This window comes from uncultured Nocardioides sp. (assembly GCF_947489365.1).
Classification (GTDB): Bacteria; Actinomycetota; Actinomycetes; order Propionibacteriales; family Nocardioidaceae; genus Nocardioides.
The window spans coordinates 141,972-166,628 of record NZ_CANLDB010000006.1 but is presented as its reverse complement, the minus strand read 5'-3'; the positions used below and the strand labels follow the sequence as shown (position 1 = coordinate 166,628).

18 protein-coding genes are annotated in these 24,657 nt (G+C 71.2%); 7 read left to right on the top strand and 11 right to left on the bottom strand.

Annotation, left to right across the window (positions count from 1 at the left end):
* Nucleotides 1-2 precede the first annotated feature (2 nt).
* Nucleotides 3-1,415 carry a hypothetical protein gene (locus Q0858_RS16675; RefSeq protein WP_299056766.1) on the bottom strand — a complete coding sequence of 471 codons (1,413 nt, stop codon included), beginning with the start codon at nucleotides 1,413-1,415 and terminating at the stop codon, nucleotides 3-5.
* Nucleotides 1,412-3,235: an SIR2 family protein gene (locus tag Q0858_RS16670; RefSeq protein ID WP_299056765.1), complete on the bottom strand. Its 1,824-nt coding sequence runs from the start codon at nucleotides 3,233-3,235 to the stop codon at nucleotides 1,412-1,414. Before Q0858_RS16670 ends, Q0858_RS16675 begins: the two co-directional genes overlap by 4 nt.
* A 202-nt stretch (nucleotides 3,236-3,437) precedes the next feature.
* Here Q0858_RS16670 and Q0858_RS16665 point away from each other — a divergent pair, with 202 nt between their 5' ends.
* Together Q0858_RS16665 and Q0858_RS16660 are read left to right on the top strand one after the other, a co-directional pair.
* Nucleotides 3,438-4,229 (top strand): hypothetical protein, encoded by a 792-nt coding sequence (locus tag Q0858_RS16665; protein WP_299056764.1) that lies wholly within the window; start codon nucleotides 3,438-3,440, stop codon nucleotides 4,227-4,229.
* Between the two features lie 1,002 nt (nucleotides 4,230-5,231).
* Complete coding sequence (locus Q0858_RS16660) at nucleotides 5,232-6,977, top strand: endo-1,4-beta-xylanase (protein WP_299056762.1); 1,746 nt, start codon at nucleotides 5,232-5,234, stop codon at nucleotides 6,975-6,977.
* A gap of 264 nt (nucleotides 6,978-7,241) precedes the next feature.
* Here Q0858_RS16660 and Q0858_RS16655 read toward each other — a convergent pair whose 3' ends face one another.
* On the bottom strand, nucleotides 7,242-9,305 hold the full coding sequence (locus tag Q0858_RS16655) for a transglycosylase domain-containing protein (protein ID WP_299056759.1): 2,064 nt from the start codon (nucleotides 9,303-9,305) through the stop codon (nucleotides 7,242-7,244).
* Nucleotides 9,306-9,392: 87 nt separating this feature from the next.
* Between Q0858_RS16655 and Q0858_RS16650 the strand changes: the two genes are divergently transcribed.
* Both Q0858_RS16650 and Q0858_RS16645 read left to right on the top strand, forming a co-directional pair.
* Complete coding sequence (locus Q0858_RS16650) at nucleotides 9,393-10,283, top strand: LysR family transcriptional regulator (RefSeq protein ID WP_299056756.1); 891 nt, start codon at nucleotides 9,393-9,395, stop codon at nucleotides 10,281-10,283.
* On the top strand, nucleotides 10,280-11,185 hold the full coding sequence (locus tag Q0858_RS16645; RefSeq protein ID WP_299056753.1) for a serine hydrolase: 906 nt from the start codon (nucleotides 10,280-10,282) through the stop codon (nucleotides 11,183-11,185). Before Q0858_RS16650 ends, Q0858_RS16645 begins: the two co-directional genes overlap by 4 nt.
* 692 nt (nucleotides 11,186-11,877) lie before the next feature.
* Here the strand turns inward: Q0858_RS16645 and Q0858_RS16640 are convergent.
* Together Q0858_RS16640 and msrB are read right to left on the bottom strand one after the other, a co-directional pair.
* Entirely contained in the window at nucleotides 11,878-13,671 is a 1,794-nt protein-coding gene (locus Q0858_RS16640; RefSeq protein ID WP_299056750.1) for a SpoIVB peptidase S55 domain-containing protein, read from the bottom strand.
* A gap of 181 nt (nucleotides 13,672-13,852) precedes the next feature.
* Complete coding sequence (msrB, locus tag Q0858_RS16635; protein ID WP_299056747.1) at nucleotides 13,853-14,284, bottom strand: peptide-methionine (R)-S-oxide reductase MsrB; 432 nt, start codon at nucleotides 14,282-14,284, stop codon at nucleotides 13,853-13,855.
* Nucleotides 14,285-14,388: 104 nt separating this feature from the next.
* Here msrB and Q0858_RS16630 point away from each other — a divergent pair, with 104 nt between their 5' ends.
* A complete protein-coding gene (locus tag Q0858_RS16630) occupies nucleotides 14,389-14,814 on the top strand; it encodes a VOC family protein (RefSeq protein WP_299056745.1) in 426 nt (141 codons plus the stop codon).
* A 159-nt stretch (nucleotides 14,815-14,973) separates the two neighbouring features.
* Nucleotides 14,974-16,845: a family 16 glycosylhydrolase gene (locus tag Q0858_RS16625; protein WP_299056742.1), complete on the top strand. Its 1,872-nt coding sequence runs from the start codon at nucleotides 14,974-14,976 to the stop codon at nucleotides 16,843-16,845.
* 33 nt (nucleotides 16,846-16,878) lie between these two features.
* Here the strand turns inward: Q0858_RS16625 and Q0858_RS16620 are convergent, their stop codons facing one another.
* The 6 genes from Q0858_RS16620 to Q0858_RS16595 all read right to left on the bottom strand — a co-directional run bounded on the left by Q0858_RS16620 (nucleotide 16,879) and on the right by Q0858_RS16595 (nucleotide 23,483).
* A complete protein-coding gene (locus Q0858_RS16620; RefSeq protein ID WP_299056739.1) occupies nucleotides 16,879-18,132 on the bottom strand; it encodes a PAS domain S-box protein in 1,254 nt (417 codons plus the stop codon).
* Nucleotides 18,133-18,751: 619 nt separating this feature from the next.
* Complete coding sequence (locus tag Q0858_RS16615; RefSeq protein ID WP_299056737.1) at nucleotides 18,752-19,381, bottom strand: hypothetical protein; 630 nt, start codon at nucleotides 19,379-19,381, stop codon at nucleotides 18,752-18,754.
* Between the two features lie 147 nt (nucleotides 19,382-19,528).
* Nucleotides 19,529-21,220: a ribonuclease J gene (locus Q0858_RS16610; RefSeq protein ID WP_299056734.1), complete on the bottom strand. Its 1,692-nt coding sequence runs from the start codon at nucleotides 21,218-21,220 to the stop codon at nucleotides 19,529-19,531.
* A gap of 206 nt (nucleotides 21,221-21,426) precedes the next feature.
* Nucleotides 21,427-22,395 (bottom strand): MsnO8 family LLM class oxidoreductase, encoded by a 969-nt coding sequence (locus Q0858_RS16605; RefSeq protein WP_299056731.1) that lies wholly within the window; start codon nucleotides 22,393-22,395, stop codon nucleotides 21,427-21,429.
* Between the two features lie 58 nt (nucleotides 22,396-22,453).
* Nucleotides 22,454-23,182 carry an SDR family NAD(P)-dependent oxidoreductase gene (locus tag Q0858_RS16600; protein WP_299056728.1) on the bottom strand — a complete coding sequence of 243 codons (729 nt, stop codon included), beginning with the start codon at nucleotides 23,180-23,182 and terminating at the stop codon, nucleotides 22,454-22,456.
* Nucleotides 23,183-23,186: 4 nt separating this feature from the next.
* Nucleotides 23,187-23,483, bottom strand: coding sequence for a hypothetical protein (locus Q0858_RS16595; protein WP_299056726.1), 297 nt, complete (start codon nucleotides 23,481-23,483; stop codon nucleotides 23,187-23,189).
* Nucleotides 23,484-23,563: 80 nt separating this feature from the next.
* Between Q0858_RS16595 and Q0858_RS16590 the strand changes: the two genes are divergently transcribed.
* Nucleotides 23,564-24,643 carry an MBL fold metallo-hydrolase gene (locus Q0858_RS16590; protein ID WP_299056724.1) on the top strand — a complete coding sequence of 360 codons (1,080 nt, stop codon included), beginning with the start codon at nucleotides 23,564-23,566 and terminating at the stop codon, nucleotides 24,641-24,643.
* Nucleotides 24,644-24,657 lie beyond the last annotated feature (14 nt).

Below are 24,657 nucleotides of genomic sequence, written 5' to 3'. Positions count from 1 at the left end.
GCCTACATGAACAGCCGATAGGGGTATGCGGCGTCGGGGAGCCCGCTGGTGTGCCCGATGACCCGTGCGAGCGTCTGCGAGTACCGGATCGTCACCGGTACTGGGTCATAAAGGGCGTCGTTGTTCCAGTCCATCTTGGTGAGCGCGAGCACGTCGTGGGCGGTGCGTTCAAGTGGACCGGCACCAGCGTCCCGAGTGACCAGGAGCGGGCTGGGGATGCTCTTGGCGCCCTGGTAGAAGTTGTTGTTCCCGGACGCAAGTCCCGGGGCGGTGCCGTTGACGTAGAGCAGGCCGTCGCGTCCCGATAGAAACTGCAGCGTGCCACGTTGAACTGGCCAGTTGGCCGGCTGGCTGGGGCCTTGCCCGGGCCTAGCCGCAACGAGCCGAACGCCTCGCCATGGTGTGCTGGTCTGCACCCTGACGCACTCGACCTCGTCGCAGGCACCCCAGGCATCGAAGACGCCATCCACCTCTCCGTCGCGGAACCCGGTCGTCTTATGGACGACGATCCTGCTTGGGAGGTTGCCGGCGTGGCGGTCCTGGTAGAGGCGGACGCTGCGACTCATGACGGCCCGCATCTGATCTCGCGTCAGATGCGGATTTTCGAGGTCGAAGCCTTGCCCCACGTCGTAGGCAACGAAATCCATCCCGCCGCCATCGGCGTCGAACACCTGTGAGCAACAGGTTACGAAGGCGTCCTTCGTACCTCCCCGGATTGCGTACGAGAGCCCGACGAAAGCGACGTCGGCGTCGCTGGCTCGGTGGAGGCGCCACGGAGTGCCACCGGCCTTCGCGTAGAAAGCCATCGACAAGCGCCAGCTGAGGCTGCAAATGTGCCTAAAGTTGATTGCACGGTCCTCCCAAAGGACCTGTGTCGGCAGGCCAAGGGGAGCGGCGAAGGCCTTCAGTTGGTCGTGCAGATCGAAAGCGCCATCAGTGGAGATCTTCCACTGTCGCCAACTCGCTGGCAGAGCCACGACGAGGACGTCCCACCTGGACCGTGTCACCGTCAGCTGGCGAACCGCCTGGGCCAAGGCAGAGGCGATCGCGTGATGAGGATCGGGAGCATTGACGAGCGCTGGATCCAGCTGGACTACCGAATCCTCGGCTGGGCTGAGTTCGACGCCGTAGATCGCACGAAAGCCCGGGTAGGGCGGAACGTACTTCCGTCTATCCGTCGGCTGGTGTTCCTGGAGTAGCGAACCAAGGAACTGGCGAGCCCTCGGATACAGTTTGGTGGTCGAGATGAGCGCAAAGCGGATCTCCGCCGAGCCAAACGAGTCGCGACTGTAAGGACCATGGGCTCGAAGTCCGCGGAGCGGATGCTTGTCACCTCCTTCGTTGCCGAACGACAGGAGTGGCTCGTCAAGCAACCGATGAGGTGGAAGTCGGGCGTCGACTACCTGCGCGCTCATTGGGCCTCCCGGCTATAGGCAGTCGTCTTGCCCAAAATGAAGCGGCCACCGACCAGATCACGGTCGGTGAGGCCGGAAGGCAGAACGGAAACCTCAGTTCGTTCAACCGGCGCGAGCACCTTTGCCCAGGCATCAATGATCGCCGCCCACTTCTCGTTTCGGCGATCTACCCAGCGCTCCTTGCGCCAAGCCGACGCGGGATCACCTGAACCGCGCTGGCGATCAGCTGGTGGCAGGGCTGACACCCAGGTGCGAGGTATGAACAGAAGCCACAAAGCGCCGAGGCGCCACTCGAGCGCGAGCTCGACCGATTCTGCGAACCGTCGAGGCCTCCCGTCGGCGCCACGTCCCAGATTTGCCGGGCACTGGCCGGTCAGTGGGTCTCCGTACGCCCGCGCGAGAAGGGCTCGCGCAGGGCCTTTCCTTTCCGACTCCGGTGCGTCGTTTCTGGTCGTATTGACTATGAGGCGGTGACCGGAGTCGCGGATCCTGGCTTGGACCGGCAGGCCACGCGCAAGGCCGCGGGCGAGAGCTTCGTAGACGAGCGCTCGTTCGATTGTTGTGGCAGTCTCGGCGAGCGGATCTATGTCGCATTGTTCGATACGCCCCTCAATGGCGAGCGCCTTCCTAAGAACTCCGGGACTCCCCAGGGCCAGCACCTGACGGCCAGACGTGACAGCCGCACCTCGCCAGGAGGCCTCGTGGAGAGCCTCGCGTGTTTCTGCGCGATCCGGTGTGGCGGTCAAGATGGCGCGAATGGCCCGGGTCGGCGCATCCAGCACTGGCAGGGCGTTCATCCGGAGTGCTGGTAGGGAGCCTCGGTCGCGCTGTGGCAGCCCGCCGTTGGTGACTCTCGGCCGCGCCTGAAGGTTGTCGACGTAGCTGCGGAGGCTGTCAGGCAGCTCGGCCTGGCGACCGAGTGCGGCCATCGTTTCGTCGAAGGTCTCGATCAACACGTAGTAGGCCGAGACCCCGTTCGCCGCGCACTCGTCGAACAGGTGCTTCACCGAGTTGAGCATCGAGGTGGCTCGACGTCCCATCCACCAGAGCCCGGCGGGGAACGCGCCTTCTGTGCGGACCGCTTCCGTGAGCATCTCCATGACGCTGGCGTCGCGGCCGCTGTAGCCGATGACTGCGACTCCGAATCGTCGACTGGCATCCAGCACCGCGTGACGCATGTTGGCGTCTTGCGCCTGCAGCTCTGACTCCAAGTTCTTCAACTCGCGGTCGCGGAAGTCACCGTGCAACTTGAACAGGAACGGAAAGTCGTCGTCGCTCAACGCCAGGTTCGCTTGGCCGGGATTGCCGAGATCCGCCACCAACATTCGCCTGCGAGATGGGTCGTCAAGGGCTACCTGTGCCTGTTCGACAGCTCGCTCAATGAGGTCATCAAAATTTGTGGTTAACACCAGATCAGTGAGGCCAGCTGCGACGAAGGCCCCCAGGATTCGCTGCCCATATGACGGCGAGCGCCCCTCAAGGACCGACCGAAGGTGCTGTCTTCTGGCGCCTGGGTCGGGTAGGGCCAGCTGGAACGCGACACTGTAGGAGGCAGGATCGTCCAGTGCAGGCATCCCATTGCGGCCGTCGTAGTACTCGCGAATGCGCTCGACGTCTCGTGCTTCAGAGAGTGAGAGCGACTGCCGGACTACCTGATGGGCATCGGCGTACAGCCGCAGAAGCAGATCCATCATGATGTGGTCCGCCGTCGGCACGCGGGCTGCGGCACTGGCGCCCGCGCCGAGGAGCCAGCCGACCTTTGGACTCTGTACCGCCCACTGGCGCACAAAGGTCCCAAGGTCAATGACGTCGATTGGCATCGGTGGTACACCCCCTGCGGCGGTCGTGAGGCGGTTCTGCTTGGTGACGTCTGTCCGTCCTTCTGCTCGACCGTCAGCCAGACCACCTTGTCACGCACCGTCGGTTAGTCTCTGGAGGCTGGCCTGCCTTGGGTAGAGATTGGGGCTCCGCCTGCGGTCCGAATCGGACGAGCGACACCGTAGGCGGCACCAGTTTGCCCAGATGGCACGATCCCTCTTGGTGTCGGACGCGACCGCTCGCTTCGCCTTGAAAGAAGAGGCGCAAGCTGGAGGGACCGACAAGCCGACGTTGATCAGCGAACGGTGGATCTCGCGGCCGTCGCGTGCGACTTTGAGGTGGCAGCCGGGCACTCAATATGCGGATCTCGTGGAAGTCTTTAACCGCTCCGGCATGCTGCTCGATGCGCGCCTAGACCTCGTCAAAGCTGGCCACGAGTACGAGTCTGAGCCCGAGGGCTTCATTCGCCAGCCAACGGGTTCGAGACGCCGGCGGCAGTGGGCGAAAAAGCAGCGGATTGACGCCCGTCGAGAGTTGAGTCGCCACGCGTCGATCCATTCTTGGCGACACCTGGCACCAGGAAGCCATACGCCGCTATTCCCCACTACGCCACCAGTGCGGGATGCGGCGGAGTTCGGCGAGTTCGTTGGCGCGCTCAGAGAGGGCATCGGAAAGCTCGGACCCGATGTCACTGGCCAAGACCTCAACGAGGCGGCAACCCTCGTCGAGGTCGCTCTGACGAAGATCGCTGTACTCCTGCGCCATGCCGTACTGACCTTCCCCCCGAGCCGCCAAACGTCGATGAAGTGCCTGTCGAGACAGCTCGAACCGCGTCGCCAGGCTGTCCCAAGAAGCCCCGGCGCGAACGAACAAGGTCGCCGTCAACGCCTCGGCCGACTCGAGCTCATGGATCGCCTGCCGAATCCTTACGAGTTGAAAAGACGGATGCCCCTCGATGGGCATGTCGGCCAGCGCGAGACAGGTCGTCGCAGCTGAGAGCAGGTCCGCAGCCCGCGCCACTAGAGCGTTGTGAAGCTCGTTTTCGATCGTCGGCATGTAGCACTCCCCACTTGCGTCGGTGTCAACAGATCGTTGACATTGACGGGCAGGCTATCGAGTCACGCTAGAGAGATGGCAGCAACGACCCCGGCCACACGGCCGACTAAATCAAGCTCGGTTGTCGCTCTCTGCTCTCTGGTCGCCCGGGTCGTACTCCAGGGCTGGGGCGCGACGTTCCGGCTCGCCTTCATTTTCGTCATCGTGACGGCATGCCTGGTGATGCTCACCGCGCTCGGCGACATGCCCAGCCTCCCAGCACGTCCGTGACGCGGGTCGTGCGGACGACCACCGAGGCGCCCAGCATGTTGGGATGCAGCGGGTCGTCCCGGCAGCCTCAGCCCCGAGGTACCAGGGCCGGATCCTGTCAACCGGGCGATGCGCAACCGACCGACGTGCGTGGTCGGTTACTGGTCAGAAGCTGTGCAAGACCGGGTGATGGCGCGGGAACTCTCGGGTCCGATGGTGATCCTGCGGGTCTGCGTTTCCGCAGGTCAGCCGGGTTGTCGGGCGCCAGCGCTGCAGCTGGGCTTGCTGGCGTTTGCGGGCACTCGTTACGAGAAGGTCGTCGGTTCGATTCCGACAGGCGGCTCCACGAAAGGCCCCTGACCTGCAGCGATGCGGGCCAGGGGCCTTCGTCGTCAGACGGGGGTGCAACCCGGTGGCGAGCGCGTAGGTCACTCTGCCGACGGCCACGCCGGCCACGTGGTTCGCGGGACGCGCATAAGATCCGCTCGCATCGATCGAGTCTCGATCGTCGTCGGGGACCGGAACTCGACACCACTGCCAGACACAGGACGGGCCCACATGTGGACGTGCCGCACGGACCGCTTCGCAACGGCTCGACGCAGTCATGCAAGCACGCACGTGACGACAGATCACGCCCTCACGCCTCGGTCGTCAACCGGTCTGGCCAGGGTCCTGGCGGCGGGTCTGTGTGTCGTGACCCTCGCGAGCGGTTCCGGCGGGAACAACGACCAGGTCACGGAGGCGGTCGGCGTCACGCCAGCGGCGATGTCCGTTCCTGCCGTCGAAGGACGTGCGCGGAGCATGCTCCGTTCGGGGAGCTGGCGATACGTCCCGGGCGTCACGGCACGAGACGGCACGCTCCACGTCGCTCGGACCGGCCTCGCGACGCTCCTCACCTCTCCCGAGGACCAGAAGACGCAGCCGCCGACCTATCAGCCGAACCCGCCCGTGGTGCTGGCCGGTCCGCACGTCGCGTTGGCCCGGGGGAGCGACGTCCGTATCGCTGCTGGGCTCGAAGACATCCGCGGCACGGCGACCGTCTCCTTCATGAGCGGGCCGAACCGACGATTCGATGAACGCGTCGAGCACCAGGCCGGCATCGACGTGTCCGTCACGAGGTCGGTGGCCACGTTGACGATCTGGAGCGACGAGGATCGCGAGCCCCGCCGCGTGAGGATGGAGCTCGACGGCCCGAGGACGAGCGACGTACAGATCACGCTGCGGCAGCGGAACGGCCGGCTGACGGTCTCGGTCGACGGCCAGCCGTTCCCGGTGCAGCGGCAGGTGTTCGGGCGCCAGGCCTGGTTCGGCATGAGCGCCGAGAAGAGTTTCGTCATCAGCTCGTTGGACGCGTCCCCGCTTCGTGGCACCAGGCTCCGTGTCGAGGACATGGCACGCGACCCGTTCGCCGGGGTGACGCCGAGCCGCACGGGCCTGGCCTCGGTGGCCGCCGCCCACGGCCGCGGCGACAAGCGGATCGGGACGGCGGTCGACCTGGCACAGCTGCTCGCCAATCCTCGATACGCGCGGTACGTCATCCGCAACTTCAACGAGATCCAGACCGAGACGATGGCCAAGTTCCAGGCGCTCCAACCTCGTCGCGGCGAGTTCCAGTTCGCCGAGCTCGATGCCCTCGTCGCGTTCGCCGAGCGGCACGACCTCGACGTGCAGGGACACGCGCTGGTCTTCGGCGAGGCCTACCCCCGGTGGCTCCACCGGGCCATGGGGAAGGCCAGCAAGGACGAGGCTCTGGCGATCATGCGTAGGCACATCACCGAGGTGGTGCGCCGTTACGACGGCCACCACGGTCATGGCCTGATCCAGCGTTGGGACGTGGTGAACGAGCCCTTCGACCCCGATCACTGGGGTCGACTCAACAAGGACACCATCTGGTACCGGGCAATCGGTGAGAGCTACATCGAGGAGGCATTCGAGGCCGCCCGGGCTGCCAATCCGGACGGCGAGTTCGGCCTGAACGACTGGTCCATCGAGACGGATCGCGACCGCCGTCAGGCGGTGATCGACCTGCTCCGACGCATGCCGCAGGGCACCGTCGACTACGTCGGCCTGCAGGCCCACTTCGACGAGGACACCCTGGACGACGACGCAGTGATGGAGGCGATCCTCGGCGGGGGCCTGCCCCGGATCTTCCAGGAGTTCGCCGGCCTCGGCGTCGAGGTGCGCGTCTCGGAGGCCTCGGTGGCGCGGAACGGCGACGCCCACGCCCAGGCCGCGGTCTACGCCAGGTTGCTCGGCGCCTGCCTGCGCTCCGCGAACTGCATCGGCTTCAACATGTGGGGCGCGACCAGCAACGAGTGGTACTTCACGACGACCCCGGACCGCGGGATCGGCGATGACGCACCAACCACACAGTCCGGTGACGGCCCGATCGTCGAGCGCCCCGCGATGCAGGCAATGCGCCGCGCGGCCGCTGGCTAGTGGCCCCCGGGGGGCCTGTGGCCGGATCTTCGGACGGTGTGGTGATCATGCCGCCGAGTCGGCGGTGGTGCGACGTCCCTCGAACCCGACCGAGGAGCGGTGGTCGACCCGCGATCGCGCGCTGTCCGTCGCTGCGCTGAATGTGATGAAGCATCGTGGAGGCGGCGGCGGCCTCCTCGTCGTGCAGCGCTTCGCCGTCATCCCCGGGCCGGTGCCGGCGTCGTGATCACGCCGACGGTCGGCGCAGCATCCCGGCGAACGGGATCAGGGCTGCACGCCCGAGACGCCGACGGGCGGGGTGAAGTCATCGGGTGGCAGGGAGTCGTCGACGGCCTTCATCGCGTCGCCCCAGATGGGAGCCGCGTAGGCGGACCCGGAGGCGCCGTAGATCGGGACGCCCCCCACGACGGTGCCGTCCAGGGACGTCGGGTTGCCGGCCTCGTCGGCGCCGGCCAGCATCGCGGCCGCGGCGAGGTGGGGGGTGTGGCCCGCGAACCAGACCGACAGTCCCTCGTTGTTCCCGGTCTTGCCGGCCGACGGCACCGAGAGCGCCTGCTCCGCGGCGAACCCGCCCTCGAGGACCCCGCGGAGGACGTCGTTGACGGCGTCCGCGGTCGAGCCGGCCATCACCTGCTCGCACACCGGCTCGTACTCCTTCACCAGGTGGTCGGCTCCGTCGCGGATGGCGCTGACGGGTCGCGAGTCGCAGTGCAGGCCCCTGGCGGCGAAGGTCGCGTACGCCTCCGCCATCTCCAGGGGACTGGCGTCGACCACCCCGAGCGGGAAGATCGGTGTCCGCTCGGGCAGCGTGCTCTCGGACCCCTCGGGGGAGGTGAGGCGGACCCCCATCTCCTTCGCGAGCCGGAAGGGCTCGCACACACCGGTCTCCTGGGTGAGCTGGAGGAAGAACGTGTTGATGCTGTTCCGGGTGCCGGAGTAGAGGTCCTCCGTCCCCGACGAGGCGACCGCTCGGTTGCCGACGACGAAGGTCCCGCCGAACGGAGGCGCACCGGGGCAGTTCGCGAAGTCGGCTTGGTCGAAGACCATCTCGTCGGGGGTCCGGTAGGTGCGGTCGAGGGGCACGCCCTGCTCGATCGCGGCGGCGAGGACGAACGCCTTGAAGGTCGACCCGGCCTGGAACCCGTTCGAGTCGCCGTACTGGTGGGGGACCGTGAAGTTGAGGAAGGTCTCACCCTCGACGGCGTCGCCGCCCATCGGTCGGGACTGCGCCAGACCGGTGACGGCCCCGGTGCCCGGGCGAACCATGGCGAGTGCGCCGATCGCCTGGTCGGTGGGGTCGGTGTAGGTGCTCACGGAGGCGTCGGCGGCCGCTTGGTGCGAGGGCTCGAGGGTGGTGTGGATCCGCAGTCCACCCGACCGCAGCAGGGCGGTGCGCTCTCGGGGAGTCGCGCCCAGGTCGGGGTCCGTCGCCAGGTGTCGCAGTGCGTAGGCACAGAAGAACGGCGCACTCGTGTCGACGCAGCCGTTGGACAGGACGGTCGGGTCGAGACCGAGCGGCTGACGCTGCGCCTGCCGGGCTCGGCGCTCGGTGACGACTCCGAGCTGGGCCATGCGGGCGAGCACCACGTCGCGGCGTGCCCTCGCCCGGTCCGGGGTCGCGGACGGGTCCAGTGCCGCAGGGCTCTGGATCATGCCGGCGATCAGCGCCGACTGTCCGAGGTCGAGGTCCGCGGCGCGGACGCTGAACCAGCGCTGGGCGGCCGCCTCGACGCCGTAGGCCCCGCCGCCGAGGTAGACGGTGTTGAGGTAGCGCTCGAGGATCCAGTCCTTGGAGTGGGTGTCCTCCATCGCGATGGCGTAGCGCAGCTCCATCAGCTTGCGCGTGTAGCTGCGCTCCGTGGCAGCGCGTTGCTCGGCCCGGGAGTCGGCCTGGGTCACCAGGGTCTGCTTGACGAGCTGTTGCGTGATCGTGGATCCGCCCTGGACGACGTCCTCGGACCCGACGTTCGTGAGCAACGCCCGCAGGGTGCCCCGCAGGTCGAGCGCGCCGTGCTGGTAGAAGCGGTAGTCCTCGATGGAGAGCACGGCCTGGCGCAGCCGGGTGGAGGTGCGAGCCAGCGGGACCACCGTCCGGTTCTCCTCGAACACGTGGGCCAGGACGTCACCGCGGGCATCGAGGATCTCGGTCCGCTGGGGCAGGGGTTCCAGGTCCAGACCCGTGGGCGACGCCAGGAGCTCGACGGCCCCGGCGCGGGCGCCGAGTCCGGCCAGTCCCGCGACCGGCAGCACGAGGCCGGAGGCGACGACGCCCATGAGGACCGAGACGAGCAGCAGCGAGCAGAGGTGGCGGCCTTTCCGAGATGCCATGCCCGTACCTTCGGGGCCGGGGAGCCATGCTGTCGAAGACGATTGTCGAGGGTCCCATGCACGAAGTGCATGAGGCACGATGTCCCCGTGGACGTGTCCAGTGCCTGCCGTGCCTTCGTGAGCGTCGCCGACCGACGGAGCTTCACGCGCGGCGCCGCGGTGCTCGGCGTCTCCCAGCCGGTGGTGAGTCGCAGGGTCGCAGCCCTCGAACGTCACCTGGGCGGGGTGCTGCTGGACCGGACGGGCAGGACCCCCTCCCTCACCGTGCTCGGACGTCGGGTGCTGCCGGCGGCCCGTCGGGTGCTGGACGCGACCGACGACCTGGCCGCGGAGGCCGAGGAGTCCCGCCTCAGCGCCATGGGTGTCGCCGTTCCCACCGGCTGCGACGCGCGGGACGTGGCCGCGATCGAGCTGGCCGGGCTGGACGCGGACCTGCCGGTCCTCGTCCAGGAGGCAGGCCCCCGCCGACGTCCGGAGATGGTGGCCCGGGGTTTGGTCGGTGCGGCCGTCCTGCCCTGCGCGCCCGACGCCGCGAGCTGGCGGGTCAGGCTCGGCGTGGCTGGGGCGGTCCCCCGGACCGGCAGGGTCCACCTCGACCAGCTCGGGCCCCGGCGAGGGAGCCCGTCCGCCCGCGGGACCCGGGTGTGGCTGCTGCCCGAGGACGACGTCCCGCACGTGCGGGACCCCCTGGCCACGGCGATGGAGGGAGCGGGCATGCCGGCGCAGCGCGTGCGAGTGGCCGGATCGATCCCGAGCGCGCTGGCGTCGGTGCTGGGTTCGGACGACCTCGTCGTCGTCTCGCAGGCGGAGGCTCGACGGCTGGACCTGCCGTGGGCCGCGCTGGCGGCACCGAGTCTCGAGCGCGGGTTCGTCATGAGCGCCCTGGTGGCGACGGACACCGTGCGCCTCACCCGTGTGCTGGGGCCGGCCCTGGCCCACGCGCTCGGGGTCACGTCCGACGGAGGTGTCGACCGGTGACGGCCTCGCACCGGCTGCTCCGGGAGGTCGCGTCCGACCTCGAGACCGCGGGTCTGCGCGGGTGGTACCTCGTGCGAGACCTCCTGACGGGGGAGGAGATCGGCATCGACCCGGACACGCAGGTGCCGATCGCCTCCCTGGTGAAGATCCCGCTCGCGCTCTCCGTGCTCGAACGCATGCGGACCGGGGAGCTCGACGCCGCCGACGAGGTGCGGGTCATGCCCGGTGCCACCGAGGTCACAGGGCCCGTGGGGGTCACCAAGTTCCGCCACCCCGCGACGATCGCCCTGGGCGACCTGCTCTACCTCGCGGTGTCCCTCAGTGACACCGTCGCCGCCGACGCGCTCTTCGAGCGCGTCCCCCCTCGTGAGGTCGACGCGGACCTGCGGTCGTGGGGGGTCCACGGATTCCTCGTCCGTCACCGGGTCGGCGAGCTGACCGAGACACCGCTCGAGGCCATGGTGGAGGTCAGCGCGATGGCGTACGCGCTGGCAGCAGGTGGCGGTACCCCCGGCGGCGGTCACCGGGTGCCGCAGCTCGACGTCGGACACGCCAATGCGGCCTCGGCGCGGGGCTGCGTCGACCTGCTCGAGCGCATCTGGGTCGCAGACGGAACCCTCGACGAGTCGGTCTCCGCGCGGGTCCGGTCGTTGATGGGCGACAACGTGGTCCAGCGACAGCGGCTGTGGCCGGACTTCGCGTCCGATGCGTCGACCTGGTCCTCGAAGAGCGGGACGCTGTTGAACCTGCGGCACGAGATGGGCGTCGTCGAGCACGCGGACGGCGGTCTCTTCGCGATCGCCGCCCTGACGGAGTCGAGTGTCGCCGCCGCCGTGCAGCCCGCGGCCGAGGCCACGATGGGTCGCGTGGCCCGCCGGCTGCGCGACCACCTGCGCCGGTGACCGCCGGTGGCGCCCCGTCGAGGACGGGTTCACCGAACGCTGCGACCGTGGCGTCACGGAGGTCGGCGTGCTCGATGGCCTCGGGTTCCTCGACGTCGAGCTGCAGCGGCAGCGCGTCCGGGTCCGCGTCACCGAGGTCGTTCCTGCGGTGGCACGGCCGGCGCGCGAGGTAGTCCCCTGTCGACTCCGCGGGCCAGATCCTGTGACCGGAGAGATCGGGCGGCACGGAGAAGTGGTCTCGTACCGGTTTCGGACTGACGAGCAGTCGAGAGTGGATGCGTCCTCCTCGTCGAAGACCTCGCACCAGAGCTGTCCCGCCTCGACACGGTCCCAGTTGAGCTCGGCCGCCTTGCGTGCGTCCTCGCTGACGCACGAGGTGCAGCTGACCCAGATCGCGATGTGGGCGGCCCGACGCCGGACCGGCACGCGGCTCGACCGAGGAACCGGTCCCGTGCGGAGCCACCTGCGTCGAGGACCGGATCGCGGTGCTGCACGAGCCAGGTGGCCGCGACAGATCCCATGCCACGTGGACGCTGAGCGCCAGCGGCCGGTTGTCGCTCGACCGCCGGCACTCGAGGACCTCGAGTGAAGACCCCCGACCCGCAGTGATGCGGGTCGAGGGCCTCCTGGATCTCGGGATCGGCTCGTCCCGGAGCGGACCATCCGAGTGGCGTGCGCGTCTCGCTGACGTGTCAGCGGCGCACGTCGACCCTCAGGCTGCGCAGGCCCTTGACCACGACGGCCTGGGGCTCGGAGGTGCGGGTGCGCACGAAGGACGGACGACGACGGTCCCGCCCGCCGGAGAAGAAGCCCCCGTCCCCGCCGAAGCGGTCGACCTGCACCTTGTCCGGCGTGCCGACCTGCACGCGGACCTGGTCGTGCCGCAGCTGCGAGGCGAGGGCCGTACGGAGCCTGTCGACCGTGCTGCCGCGGACGAAGCCGAAGCCGGCGTCACCGCCCTGCGCCACGAGCCGTAGCCGGCGCGGGGCGTTGCGGGGGAGCGTGATCGGGCTCAGCGGCAGGACCTTCGACCCGGCGCTCCCGGCGAGGAGGGCCCGCAGGCGCATGGACTCGCCGGCCGTGCCCTGGGCGGGTGCCTTCGCGGTGACGGTGACCCACCGACCGTTCCGGAGCTGCTGGACGCCGGCGAGCGTGTGGCGCTCGGGGTTGTCGTCGACGTTCGCCTCGGTGGTGACCGAGTCGACGGTGACGCCGTCGATCCTGGTCACCCGGGAGACGACCTCGGCCAGGGTGAAGGCCGTGATGAAGGCGAGGTCCTGACCGCTCCAGCGGTCGGTGGAGGACAGCGAGAACGGCTCGCCGTCGTCGGAGCCCGTGATGGTCCACGTCATCAGCTCGGAACCGTTGGACGGGCCGTCGACCACGCGGTCCTGGTTGGCGAGGACCTGGTAGATGGCGACGTCGGGCAGGAACTGTGACGCGAAGACCTCGGTGTCCCCGGTGCGCGAGCGACCGGCGTACTCCACGGTCGAGGCGACCCGGGCCCCCTCGGGGGCGGCGCCGAACGTGCCGGTGATGCCCGTGGTCCGGTCGTCGGTCACGGTGCCCACGGGCGGGGCGACGTTGGCGACCTTGAACGGCGCGCCGACGCTCTCCGGCTGGACGTACAGGGTGTCGGCAGGGTGCAGGCCGAGGGTGGTCGTGCCCAGGAACGCCAGCGGGTGACCGAACCCGACCACGCGGCCGTCGCACACCGAGGTGGCCGTGCCGACGCCGGAGAACGAGATGTCGCCGTACGCCGCGGAGCCCGCGACGTTGCCGCCCGCCACGATGGTGTCCGCGTCGGCCGCCGCAGCCGAGGCCTTGCCCGCCACGACCGTGTTCCTGGCCAGGGACGTCGGGCCGTCGGCCTTCACCTGGGCGAGGCGCCGCGCCGAGACGCCGGAGACCCCGAGCGGGATCGGGAGCTGGGAGAAGCCGCGGGAGGCCTCGGACGGGGCGATGTCGGCCTCGCGGGCGACGGTGCGGGCGTCGGCACCCGTCAGCGCGATGCGCGTGGGCGGCGCGCCGGCGGCGAGGTAGTCGTCCATGTCCTCGAACGGCGTGATGCCGGCCACGGGGGAGGGGCCGAAGGAGAGACCGTAGGCGACGGCGCCGATCAGGCGGCCGTCCTCCGCGTAGACCGGCGAGCCGGACATCCCCTGCCAGATGCCGCCCGTGCGTTGGAACTCCGGCATGTCGAGCTCGGCCATGACCATGTCGACGTCGGGGGCGATGCCGTCCTCGAGGACCCCGAGGATCTCACCGGTGAACCCGGTGGGCTCGGTGCCTCGGGTGACGGTGAGGCCGCTGACGGCGTCGCCGTCGGCGAGCTCGGCGACCGGGTAGGCGGCCGCGCAGTCCTCGGCGGGTGCGGCCTGGGCGGGCGCGCCGGTGACGGCGACGACGGTCTGGACGGCGAGGCCCGCCGTGGCGAACGTGGCCAGGGACGCGAGTCGGCGTCGGCGGCGGTGGTGGACGGTCATGAGTGATCCCCCGTTCTCGGTCGGCGTGCAACGGTGCGCACCGACGGGGGGCTGAAGGTACAGCGAAGCCGACGCCGAGTCCCAGCACGGCGGCCGGAACAACGCCAGTGGTCTAGACCGCCCGGCCAGGGGGCCCTGCCGACCAGCACGCCTCCCTTCGGGGAGTCTCACCCGCGCCCGTTCACCCCTGGTCGACCTCGTCCGCGGTGAGGGCCGCCCCGTTGATGCACCACCGCTGGCCCGTGGGCGCCGGGCCGTCCGCGAACACGTGTCCCAGGTGTCCTCCGCAGCGGGTGCAGGTGGCCTCGCGTCGTGGCACGAGCATCCTGAAGTCGGTGCGGACGCCGACGGCGTCCGGGGTCGCCGCGGAGGTGAAGCTGGGCCATCCCGTCCGGGAGTCGAACTGGTCGGCAGCCCGGAACAGCTCGGCTCCGCAGCCCCGGCACCGGTACACCCCGGCCGCGTCGGCCGGCGGGTGCTCGTAGGGACTGGTCCCGGGGGCCTCGGTGCCCGCGCGACGGAGCACCCGGTAGGCCTCGGGGTCGAGGCTCGCGCGCCACTCGTCGTCCGTGCGGACGACCTCGGGCTCTGGTCTGGGGCGGCGCCGGAACATGGGGTCAGACTAGGGCGAGCGACATGCCCGAGGGAGGAGTCCCTGACGCGCCGACGCCTCGGACCCGACGAACGGCAGACCCGGCAGGAAGGGGTGCGACACGCATGGAGCACGGTGAGCAGGACCCGCAGGGTGAGTTCCCCGAGGCGGACGTCGAGGCGACGACGATCCTGGTCGTGTCGGACGTGCCGAGGTCGGTCGAGTGGTGGGCCGGCCGGATCGGCGCACGGCTCGAGCGCACCTACGGGGGAGACAGTGCCGTGATGCGGTTCGCGGGCACGTGGCTGCTGCTCGTCGCCGGCGGTCCGCCGACCGCCGACAAGCCGGCGATCACCTTCGAGCCCCCGCAGGGCTCCGCGAGCGTGAGCCACGCCATCACCGTCAGGGTGAGCGACTGCCGGCACGTGCACGACGTCCTCGCGGGCCGTGGGGTCACGTTCCTCACGCCACCGATCAGGAACGTCCACGAGGTCAGGTGCTTCACCGCGGATCCCGACGGCCACCTCCTGGAGTTCTCCGAGCTGGTCTGACGGCGGGTCGGTCGACCTCGTCAGGCGGCCGCCGCGCCGCGCATAGTGGCAGGTCAGCAGGCGTGTCGCTGACTTTTGCGCTTTTCCTGCAGGAAGCCTGAGCAGACCTCACGATTCAGGTGTCCGACCCCGCGGACATCCCGAGCCGGAGATCGTGCCATGTCCCTTCACCCAGCCTGCAGCCCCCGCGGCGCGGCCCTGCGACGTACCCGCCGCCTGCTCGCCGCAGCCAGCGCCACGCTCGTCGTCGCCGCCGGGACCGTCTCGACCCAGGCCGCGGCGACCACGCCCGCCGGTTCGACCGCGGCCGGCCGGGTCGTCGCCGCAGCGCAGACCCCGGAGCCCGGGGTCGCGGACGCCGACTGGAAGCTCCTCGACACCGAGGACTTCACCGGCTTCGACCGCACCCGCTGGCACGCCTACGACTCCCGGTCCTCCGGCGACGCGAGCCACACCTTCCGCCCCTGGCGCGCGCAGGTCCGCAAGGGGGCCCTGCGCCTGAGCAGCGGCGCCGGGAAGAACGGCGTCTGGTCCTCGGGGGCCGTCGGCGGGTGGGGCTGGGACGCCGCCAACCTGCGCGAGGGCCGCGTCGACATGCGCGTCATGACCGCGGCCGGTGCGGGCGTCGAGACCAACCTGATGCTCTGGCCGGACGCGCAGTCCGCACCGCCGGCACTGGAGCTGTACTCCAGCCCCGCCACCTGGGCGTCCCGCCAGCAGGCGGTGCAGCAGACGCACTTCCGGACGGCCGACGGCACCCGCTCCCGCAAGTCCTCGACGCGGCGCGGGAACTTCACGCAGTGGCGCACCGTCAGCGTGCGCTGGGACGCCACCAAGGTCATCTACCTGATCGACGGCGTCGTCACCCGCATCGACCGCGCCCCCGAGTTGCTGCCCACCGGCAGCCTCTGGCCGCTGCTGCAGACCGTCGTCCACCGCAACGCCCGCGGCAAGGTCCCCGCCACCGCGAGGAACGCCCGGACCAGCGTCGACTACATCAAGGTCTACGGGTGGGACCTGCCGGACGTGAACCCCGGCGAGCCGGAGCCCACGCCCGAGCCTTCCCCGGAGCCGACGCCGGAGCCGTCCCCGGAGCCGAGCCCCGAGCCGTCCCCGGAGCCCTCGCCGGAGCCGAGCCCCGAGCCGTCCCCGGAGCCCTCGCCGGAGCCGAGCCCCGAGCCTTCCCCGGAGCCCTCGCCGGAGCCGAGCCCCGAACCGTCCCCCGAGCCGTCCCCGGAGCCCACGCCCGAGCCCACGCCCGAGCCGAGCCCCGAGCCGAGCCCCGAGCCCACGCCGGACCCCGAGCCGACACCGGACCCCGAGCCGACACCGGACCCCGAGCCCCAGCCCGCCGACTGGGCGAGCGTCGGCCGTGAGGACTTCAGCGGGAGCACGCTGGACACGAGCCGCTGGACGCCGTTCTACGGCACCCCGGGCTGCTGCCGGGACACGGTCTGGCACGGCTCGCAGGTCGAGGTCTCCAACGGGGAGCTCGTGCTGCACAACCGGATGACGCCCGACGGGTGGCGCAGCGGAGGTGTCGGCGCCTGGAAGTGGAAGGACACGGTCCAGCAGTACGGCCGCATCGACACCCGCATCCGCTTCGACAAGGGCACCGGGTTCTCGGCCGCCGCGCTGACATGGCCGACCGACGGCAGCTGGCCCCCGGAGATCGACTTCTACGAGATCTACGAGTCGCGCGGCAACCGCGACATGATGGCGCAGAGCACCCACTACAAGAACCCGTCGTCCGCCACAGGCCGGGGCGTCGACCAGAAGTTCAACCGTGGCCTCGACTTCTCGCAGTGGCAGACCATCAGCATGCGGTGGTCCGCGGACGAGCTGTCCTACTGGATCAACGGCGAGAAGGTCCACACCGTCACCGACGTGAACAAGATCCCGCACAAGGCGATGTGGATCGGCTTCCAGACCCACGTGCACAAGATGAACGGCGCCTGGCCGTCCATGCCGGCCGGCCAGGACACGGTCGCCCTGCGGGTCGACTACGTCGAGGTCTTCAAGCAGGGCTGACCCGCCCCGGGGGACGCCGTGCCTCGGCGTCCCCTAGGGCGTGTCCAGCGCCGCGACGCGCGCGGCCGCCCGCCGACGGTCGGGGACCTCCAGCTTCCGGAGCACGCCCTGCACGTGGTGCTTGACCGTGTGGACGCTGACGAACAGCGCGCGGGCGATGTCGTTGTTGTCGAGGCCGTCGACGATCATCCCGAGCACCTCCCGCTCACGCGGCGTCAGCAACCCGAGGGCACGCTCGGCCTCCTTGCGGGCGCCGACGTCCTCGACCGTCACCACCAGCAGGTCGGGCGCGACGACGGAGCGGGGCGGTCGGTGCACCGTCGCGCTGACCCAGGCGACGGTGCCGTCCGACCGGACGTGGCGCCACTCCGTGGCCGCGGGCTCGCCACCCCGCGCCACGCGTCGGAGCTCGGCGGCGTGGGCGGCGCGGTCGTCGGGGTGCACGACGTCACCGAGGACCTCGAGCGCGAGGAGCTCCGCGCGGTCGCGGCCCACGACCTCTCCGAACCGGTCGTTGAAGCGCACCGGACGCCCCTCCGGCGTCAGGTTCGCGATACCGGCCGCGCCCTCGAGCGCGTTCAGCCCCTCGAAGTAGCTCGCTCCGAGCTCCTCGACGCGGCTCGTGATGTCACGGAAGTGCACCGTCGACCCGCCGACGTCCGGGTCGTCGGAGAGGTCCCTCAGCATCACCTCGAGGTGGCGCCACGCCCCGTCGCGGTGCAGCACGCGGAAGACCACGGGGCGCGGGGGACCGGTGTCGTCGGCGGCCGTGAGCATCGCGTCGATCATCGCCTCGACGTCGTCGGGGTGGACGAGGTCGATGGTGACCCGGCCGGTCATCTCCTGCGGCGTCCAGCCCAGGACGTCCTCGACGGAGGGACTGATGTAGCGCAGCGTGCCGTCGGCCTCGTACAGCGCCACCACGTCCGGGGAGTGGTGGAGCGGATGGCGGGACCACTCCTTCTCGAGCCCGGGCGGCACCAGGCGCTCGGGCTCGTAGGTCAGGACCAGCAGCTCCTCCCGTGCGTTCCCGTCCCCGCCCGAGGACGCGGCCGCGACGACCGAGACGGTGGCCTCGAAGGCCGTGCCGTCCTTCGGCAGCAGCCGCAGCCGCCCGCGGAAGGAACCGGTACGGCGCTGCTCCTCGCGCGCCGGAACGAGTCGCTCGTCGTCGGGGTCGAGCACGGCACCGCTGCCGTCGAGGATGTCCTCGCGCGACAGGCGCAGCTGGAAGCGGCAGGCCGGGCTCGCGTCGAGCACCCCCGACCAGTCGGGGGTCAGCAGCACCTCGCGGCGGACCGGGGCGCCGAGGGAGGCGTCGTACTCGCTGATGGGCCGCCACCTGTCGTCTCGAGGGGAGCTGCGGCCGCGACCCCGCCGACGTGGGGTCGGGCCGCGTCAGCCTAGTGCCGCGCGTCCGAAGAACCTCGGCGGTTGCCGCATCCCAGGCACGCACATCGCAGCGTCCTCGTCAGTCGACGGGCCACGGCCCGCCTTCCCTCCTCGTCCTCGCGCTGCACGCACCTGGAACACGGCAACCGTGCAAGAACCTTCGACACGCGGCACTGGCCAGGCAGCACGGTGGGTGGGTCGGCGGAACATGGGTCTCGTGGCTAGTACCGACCACGGCCGGGTCCGGTGAGGGTGGGGCGGTCAGGCACGACCCGGACCCATCCCTGGAGCAACCACGTGACCACGAAGAACCGCCGCGACATCGCTGCTGGCACCACCCGTACCCGACCCGCGCCCGCGTCGTCGCCGGTCCGGGCCCGCATCCGGTAGCTGCGGGCCGCACGCACGGCTGCGCGGCAGTCGGGCCGTCGCGGTCGGCAGTGGGGGGCAGCCGACCGCGACGGTGCGTCGTCGGGGCAGGGACGTCGAGGGGGTGACGGGCCGCCCCTCCCGGTCAGTCGACGCGGACGACGCGGGTCCCGTAGCGGATCTGGTTCCCGAGGGTGCCGTCGCGCCGGGCATCGTCCGCGTACCCGTTCGGGCAGCAGGCGGGGTTCCCGCTGGTGAGGTCCGCGATCTGCACCCGGGCGCCGAACTGGAAGGCCGACACCTGCTCACCCAGGCAGCTCGCGGGCAGGGAGAGGCGGTACTGGTCCTTCGTCGCCGAGCGGCGTACCTCCATGTCCGCGCACGCGACCGGTCGACCCGTCGCGTTGTCCCGCAGCGTGGCCCGCTTGCGCGGACCCTCGGCCTGGAGCGAGGCGGTCCGGTCGTCACCCAGGTTGCTGACGAACCGCACGGAGGCGGTGGCGTAGTCGGTGTCGGCGAGGGTCAGGTCGGCGACCTTGATGACGACCCCCACGCGGCCGTCAGCGGTGTCGACCCGCAGGCGGCGGATGTCGGTGCTGTCCTCGACGCCCTCACGGCCGGGGAAGTCGGCGTCACCCTGGAAGGTCGGGTCGCCGAGGGGGTCGTAGGTGTTCTGGGTCTCGGCGTGGGCCGGGGCGGCGACGAGCAGGGAGCTCGCCGCGGCGAGGACGGCGGCCGCGACGGCGCTGCGGAGCAGGGGGCGGAGGGAGCGCATGGGACCTCTTCTTCGAGTGGGGCCCGAGCCCGCACGACATCGCTCCGGTGGGCGCGACCGGCTGATGGTTGCATGGACCAGGGGCGTCCGTGCGCGATCGGGCGGATCCCGTGGTTCGGGCGCGGTGACGGGTGCGCGTCCTGGACCTCAGGCGTCCACGATGACGGGGATGATCAGCGGCTTGCGCCGGAACGTCCGCTCGGCCCAGCGGGCGACGTCCCGTCCCAGCATCTGCTCGAGCCGCCGGGCGTCGCCGATGCCCTCCGCGGCCGCCCGCGCCAGGGTCTTCTCGACGACCTTGACGGCGGCGTCGAAGGCCCCGGGCTCGTGGACGAATCCGCGCACCAGGAAGTCGGGGGCGTCGGCGAGGGCGCCGGTGTCGGCGTCCACGATGGCGAGGACGGTGATGACACCCTCCTCGGCGAGCGTCCGGCGGTCCTTCAGGACGGCCTCGGTGACGCCGCCGACGACCTGCGCGTCGACGTACACGTTGCCGGCGGCGACCTTGCCGGTGATCTTCGCGCGGCCCTGGACCAGGTCCACGACGACGCCGTCCTCGGCGAGCACGACCCGGTCGGGGTCGATGCCGACGCTGACGGCGAGGTCGGCGTTGGCGCGCAGGTGGCGGTACTCGCCGTGCACCGGCATCACGTTGCGCGGCTTGACGATGTTGTAGCAGTAGACGAGCTCGCCGGCGCTGGCGTGGCCGGAGACGTGGACCATGGCGTTGCCCTTGTGGACGACGTTGGCTCCCCAGCGGGTCAGGCCGTTGATGACCTGGGAGATGGCGTTCTCGTTGCCCGGGATGACCGAGCTGGCCATGAGGATGGTGTCGCCCTCGCCGACCCGGATCTTGTGGTCGCGGCTCGCCATGCGGGACAGCGCCGCCATCGGCTCGCCCTGGGAGCCGGTGCAGACCAGCGTCACCTTGTGCGGCGGCATCTTCTCGAGCTGCTCCAGCGGCACGATCAGGTCCTTCGCGACCGTCAGGTAGCCGAGGTCCTGCGCGACGCCCATGTTGCGGACCATCGAGCGCCCCACGAACGCGACCTTGCGGCCGGCGGCGTGGCTCTGGTCGAGGACCTGCTGGATCCGGTGCACGTGGCTCGCGAAGCTGGAGACGATGACGCGGCGGGGGGCGGTGCGGAAGACCTTCTCGATCGCGGGGGTCAGCTCGCGCTCGGAGGTCGTGAAGCCGGGCACCTCGGCGTTGGTCGAGTCGGTGAGGAACAGGTCGACGCCCTCGTCGCCGAGGCGGGCGAACGCGTTCAGGTCGGTGATCCGGCGGTCCAGCGGGAACTGGTCCATCTTGAAATCGCCGGTGTGCAGCACCAGGCCGGCCCGGGTGCGGATCGCGACCGCGAGTCCGTCGGGGATCGAGTGGTTGACCGCGAGGAACTCCAGGTCGAACGGGCCGTAGGTCCCACCCGTGCGGTCGCCCTCCTTCACCTGGTGGACCTGCGGGCGGATCCGGTGCTCCTTGAGCTTCTCCGTGATCAGCGCCAGCGTCAGCCGTGAGCCGACCACGGGGATGTCCGCCCGCTCGCGCAGCAGGTAGGGCACACCGCCGATGTGGTCCTCGTGTCCGTGCGTCAGCACGATCGCGACGACCTTGTCGAGGCGGTCGCGGATCCAGGAGAAGTCCGGGAGGATCACGTCGACGCCCGGTTGGTGCTCCTCGGGGAACAGCACGCCGCAGTCGACGACGAGCAGCTTCCCGTCCTGCTCGAAGACGGTCATGTTGCGGCCGATCTCGCCCAGCCCGCCGAGGGGGACGACGCGCAGGGCCCCGCGGGCGAGCCGCGGCGGCTTCTGGAGCTCGGGGTGGGGGTGGCTCACGGGGACTCCTCGACGGGTGGGCTCTGGGTTCGTGGTGGTCTCGACGGGCGCGGCGAGCGCCCACGTCCGCGTCCGGCGCGCAGCGGGTCGGACCGACGGGAGTGCCGTCGTCCCGCCGTGCGCACCTCCGTCGAGGTGTCGACGTCGGGCGGGGCGAGGGCTCAACCGTCCCAGACGTGGCCGGCGGAGCCTCGACGGGCACCCGCTCAGGCGACGAGGTCGCGCAGGAGGCGGTCGGACTCGCGCAGCGCGTCGGTGTCGTACGTCGACGTGCTGGCCATCAACTCGTCGGCCCCGGTGCGCTCGACGAGCTGCTCCAGGCGGCGTCGGACGGAGGCGGGCCCGCCGGCCACGGCACGGTCCAGGGAGGCCTCGACCCGGGTGCGCACCTGGTCCGGCCACGGCTCGTCGAGGATCGCACCGACCGGCCGCAGGGGCGGGAACTCACCGGTACGGCGGGCCTGGGCCATCGCCCACGCCTCCGGCAGCGCGAGGTCGCGGGCGGTGGCGTCGTCGTCGGCGACGGTGACGTCGAGGGAGATCGTCACCGACGGCTTGCTGCCCCGCCAGGGGCGGAAGGTACGGCGGTAGTCCGCCAGCGACCGCACCATCTCGTCCGAGCCGAGGTCGGGACCGCCGACCACGACGGGCAGCCCCAGCCGGCCTGCCACGTCGACGCCGTGGCGGACGGCGAGCACGTGCATCGGGACCGTGCCGCCCGCGGCCGGTCGTGCGGTGACCTCGCCGGTGCCGGTGAGCAGCCCCCGCAGCTCCTCGAGGTCGGCCTCGAAGTCGGCGGCGTCCTGGTCCTCGCGGCGCAGCGCCCGGCGCACGGGCGGGGTGAAGCCGAGGGAGCGGCCGAGGCCGAGGTCGATGCGCCCCGGGTGCAGCGCCTCGAGGAGCAGGAACTGCTCGGCCACCACGAGCGGCTGGTGCAGCGGCAGCATGACGCCGCCCGAGCCCAGCCGCAGGCGCGTCGTCCGGGCGCCCAGTGCCGCCAACAGCACCGGCGGGGCGCCCGACGCGATGCCCGGGACGGCGTGGTGCTCGGCGACCCAGAAGCGGTGGTAGCCCTGGGCCTCGGCGTCCACGGCCCGCGCCACCGTCGCCGTGACCGCCGCGGCGTCGGAGGTGCCGGCGCGGGTGCGGGAGCGGTCGAGCAGGGAGAGCCTCACGTCAGCACAACGACGGTCGGGCCCGCGGCCTTCCCCGCCGGGTCGCCACCCCTGGACCTCAGCGGCCCGGCAGGTCGACGCCCGTGTGCTCCGCGAGCGACGCCAGGAGGGCGTCCTGGAGGGCCTCGTCGTTCACCGCAGGGTGGGTCCGCCGGGTGCGCTGGTGGAACCAGTAGCCCCCGGAGGTCAGGGCCTCCGCGTCGTCGGTGGTGGCGAGCCACGCCTGGGTGAAGTGGCTCAGCGCGAGGTCGCCGCTCGCCGAGGGTCCGCCCATCCGCGTGGCCACCCAGCCGGGGTCGACGGCGTGGACCAGGAGATCGGGCCGGCGCCGCGCGACGCCCGCCACGAGGGTGGTGACGAGGAGCTTGCTGTCGGAGTAGGACCGGGTCGGTCGCGCGCCCGACCAGTCCGTGGGGAGGTCGGGTCTGCCGCCGCGGTGCATGCTGCTCGACAGGACGACGTGCCGCGGCGCCGGCACCCGCGCGGTGAGCACGTACGGCGCGACCACGTTCACCGCCAGCACGGGGCCGTCGATCACCCCGGCGTTGTGGATCACGGCGTCGACGGGTCCGAGGTCGTCCACCGCGTCCGCGAGGGCGAGCACCTGCGTGAGCTCAGCGAGGTCGCCGACCACGATCTCCGCGCCCGCGGCGAGGAGGTCGTCGGCGCCTGCCCGTCGCGCGTCGCTGCGCGCGTGGACGACCACCTCGTGGCCGTCGCGGAGCAGCGAGGCGGCGGTGGCGTGGCCGATGCCGGTGGTCGAGCCGGTGACGAGGACGCGTGCCACGGTCCTACCCCCGCCGGGCGTGCAGTCGCTCCTGCGCGGCGGGCAGGTAGGCCAGGCACGGCGCTTCGGCGTCGGGGTGCCGCTCGACGAGGTGGAAGGTCCACCGGTCCATCGCGGCCATGAAGCCGTTGTCCTCGCCGGGCCGGTACGCCGACCACGGGCGGTCCTTCCTCGTCGTGCAGGCCGTGCAGCTGATCTTGTAGAGGAACTGCTCGTCGGCGCCGAGGTCGATCCTCACCCGGGCGAGCGGGCCGGCCTCGGCGGCGGCCTTGCGCTCGCGCGCGGCGCGGCTCGCGGTCACGTCGTCGTTCCGTCCTCAGCCATGGTGTGAGCATCGCAGTCCTCGGTCGCGAGGCGTACGACGAGTGCGAGGATCGGTCGGTGTCCGCCTCGTCGACCGCGCGTGCGGTCTCGCCCGACTCCGGTGCCCCGTGGAGCGAGCCCGGCGCCTGGCCGGCCGCGCCGGGCGTGCACCGGATCCCGCTGCCGCTCCCGAACGACGCCCTCCGCGCGGTCAACGTCTACGTGCTGGCCACCGAGCAGGGCCTCACCCTGATCGACGGCGGCTGGGCGATCGCCGCGGCACGCGACCGGCTCGAGTCCGGGCTCGCATCCATCGGCGCCGGGCTCCGGGACATCACCCGCTTCCTCGTCACCCACGCCCACCGCGACCACTACACGCTCGCCGCCGTCATCGCCCGGGAGCTCGGCACCCACGTCAGCCTGGGCGCGGGGGAGCGCGCCAACCTCGAGGCGCTGTACGGCGTCGCGACCGGGGAACGCCCGTCCGGGGGCGGCACGGTCGGCGTGCTCCGGCGCTGCGGTGCCCCGACCCTGGCCGACGCCTGGGGCCGGGAGAGCCGGGGCATGCGGGTCGACCTCGACGAGTGGGGGCACCCCGACACCTGGCTCGACGGCACGGAGTCGCTGACGGTGGGGAGCCGCACCCTCGACGTCGTCCCCACCCCGGGCCACACCCGCGGGCACGTCGTGTTCGCCGACACGGACGCCGGGCTGCTGTTCGCCGGTGACCACGTGCTGCCCACCATCACCCCGTCGATCGGGTTCGAGCCCGCACCGGTCGAGAACCCCCTCGGCGACTTCCTGACCTCCTTGGCCCGTGTCAGAGACCTCCCGGACCTGCGCCTGCTTCCGGCGCACGGCCCGGTGACCGACTCCAGCCACGCCCGGGTCGACGAGCTGCTCGCCCACCACGAGCAGCGCCTGGCGGCGTGCGGCGCGGCGGTCGGGGCGTCCGGCGCCTCCGGGAGCACCGCGCACGACGTCGCCGGGGCGCTGCCCTGGACGCGGCACGCCCGGTCGCTCACCGAGCTGAACACCTTCGACGCCGGTCTCGCGACCATGGAGACCCGAGCCCACCTCGAGCTGCTCGCGGCCCGCGGCGAGCTCCTCCGGGAGGACGTCGACGGCGCCGCCGTCTACTCGTCGACGACCGCCTGACCCTCGCCGTCGCA

Excerpts from the sequence above, each read along its gene's own strand:
- Q0858_RS16675 (WP_299056766.1), bottom strand. The coding sequence starts at position 1,415 with ATGAGCGCGCAGGTAGTCGACGCCCGACTTCCACCTCATCGGTTGCTT.
- Q0858_RS16670 (WP_299056765.1), bottom strand. The coding sequence starts at position 3,235 with ATGCCAATCGACGTCATTGACCTTGGGACCTTTGTGCGCCAGTGGGCG.
- Q0858_RS16665 (WP_299056764.1), top strand. The coding sequence starts at position 3,438 with ATGGCACGATCCCTCTTGGTGTCGGACGCGACCGCTCGCTTCGCCTTG.
- Q0858_RS16655 (WP_299056759.1), bottom strand. The coding sequence starts at position 9,305 with ATGGCATCTCGGAAAGGCCGCCACCTCTGCTCGCTGCTGCTCGTCTCG.
- Q0858_RS16640 (WP_299056750.1), bottom strand. The coding sequence starts at position 13,671 with ATGACCGTCCACCACCGCCGCCGACGCCGACTCGCGTCCCTGGCCACG.
- msrB (WP_299056747.1), bottom strand. The coding sequence starts at position 14,284 with ATGTTCCGGCGCCGCCCCAGACCAGAGCCCGAGGTCGTCCGCACGGAC.
- Q0858_RS16630 (WP_299056745.1), top strand. The coding sequence starts at position 14,389 with ATGGAGCACGGTGAGCAGGACCCGCAGGGTGAGTTCCCCGAGGCGGAC.
- Q0858_RS16625 (WP_299056742.1), top strand. The coding sequence starts at position 14,974 with ATGTCCCTTCACCCAGCCTGCAGCCCCCGCGGCGCGGCCCTGCGACGT.
- Q0858_RS16615 (WP_299056737.1), bottom strand. The coding sequence starts at position 19,381 with ATGCGCTCCCTCCGCCCCCTGCTCCGCAGCGCCGTCGCGGCCGCCGTC.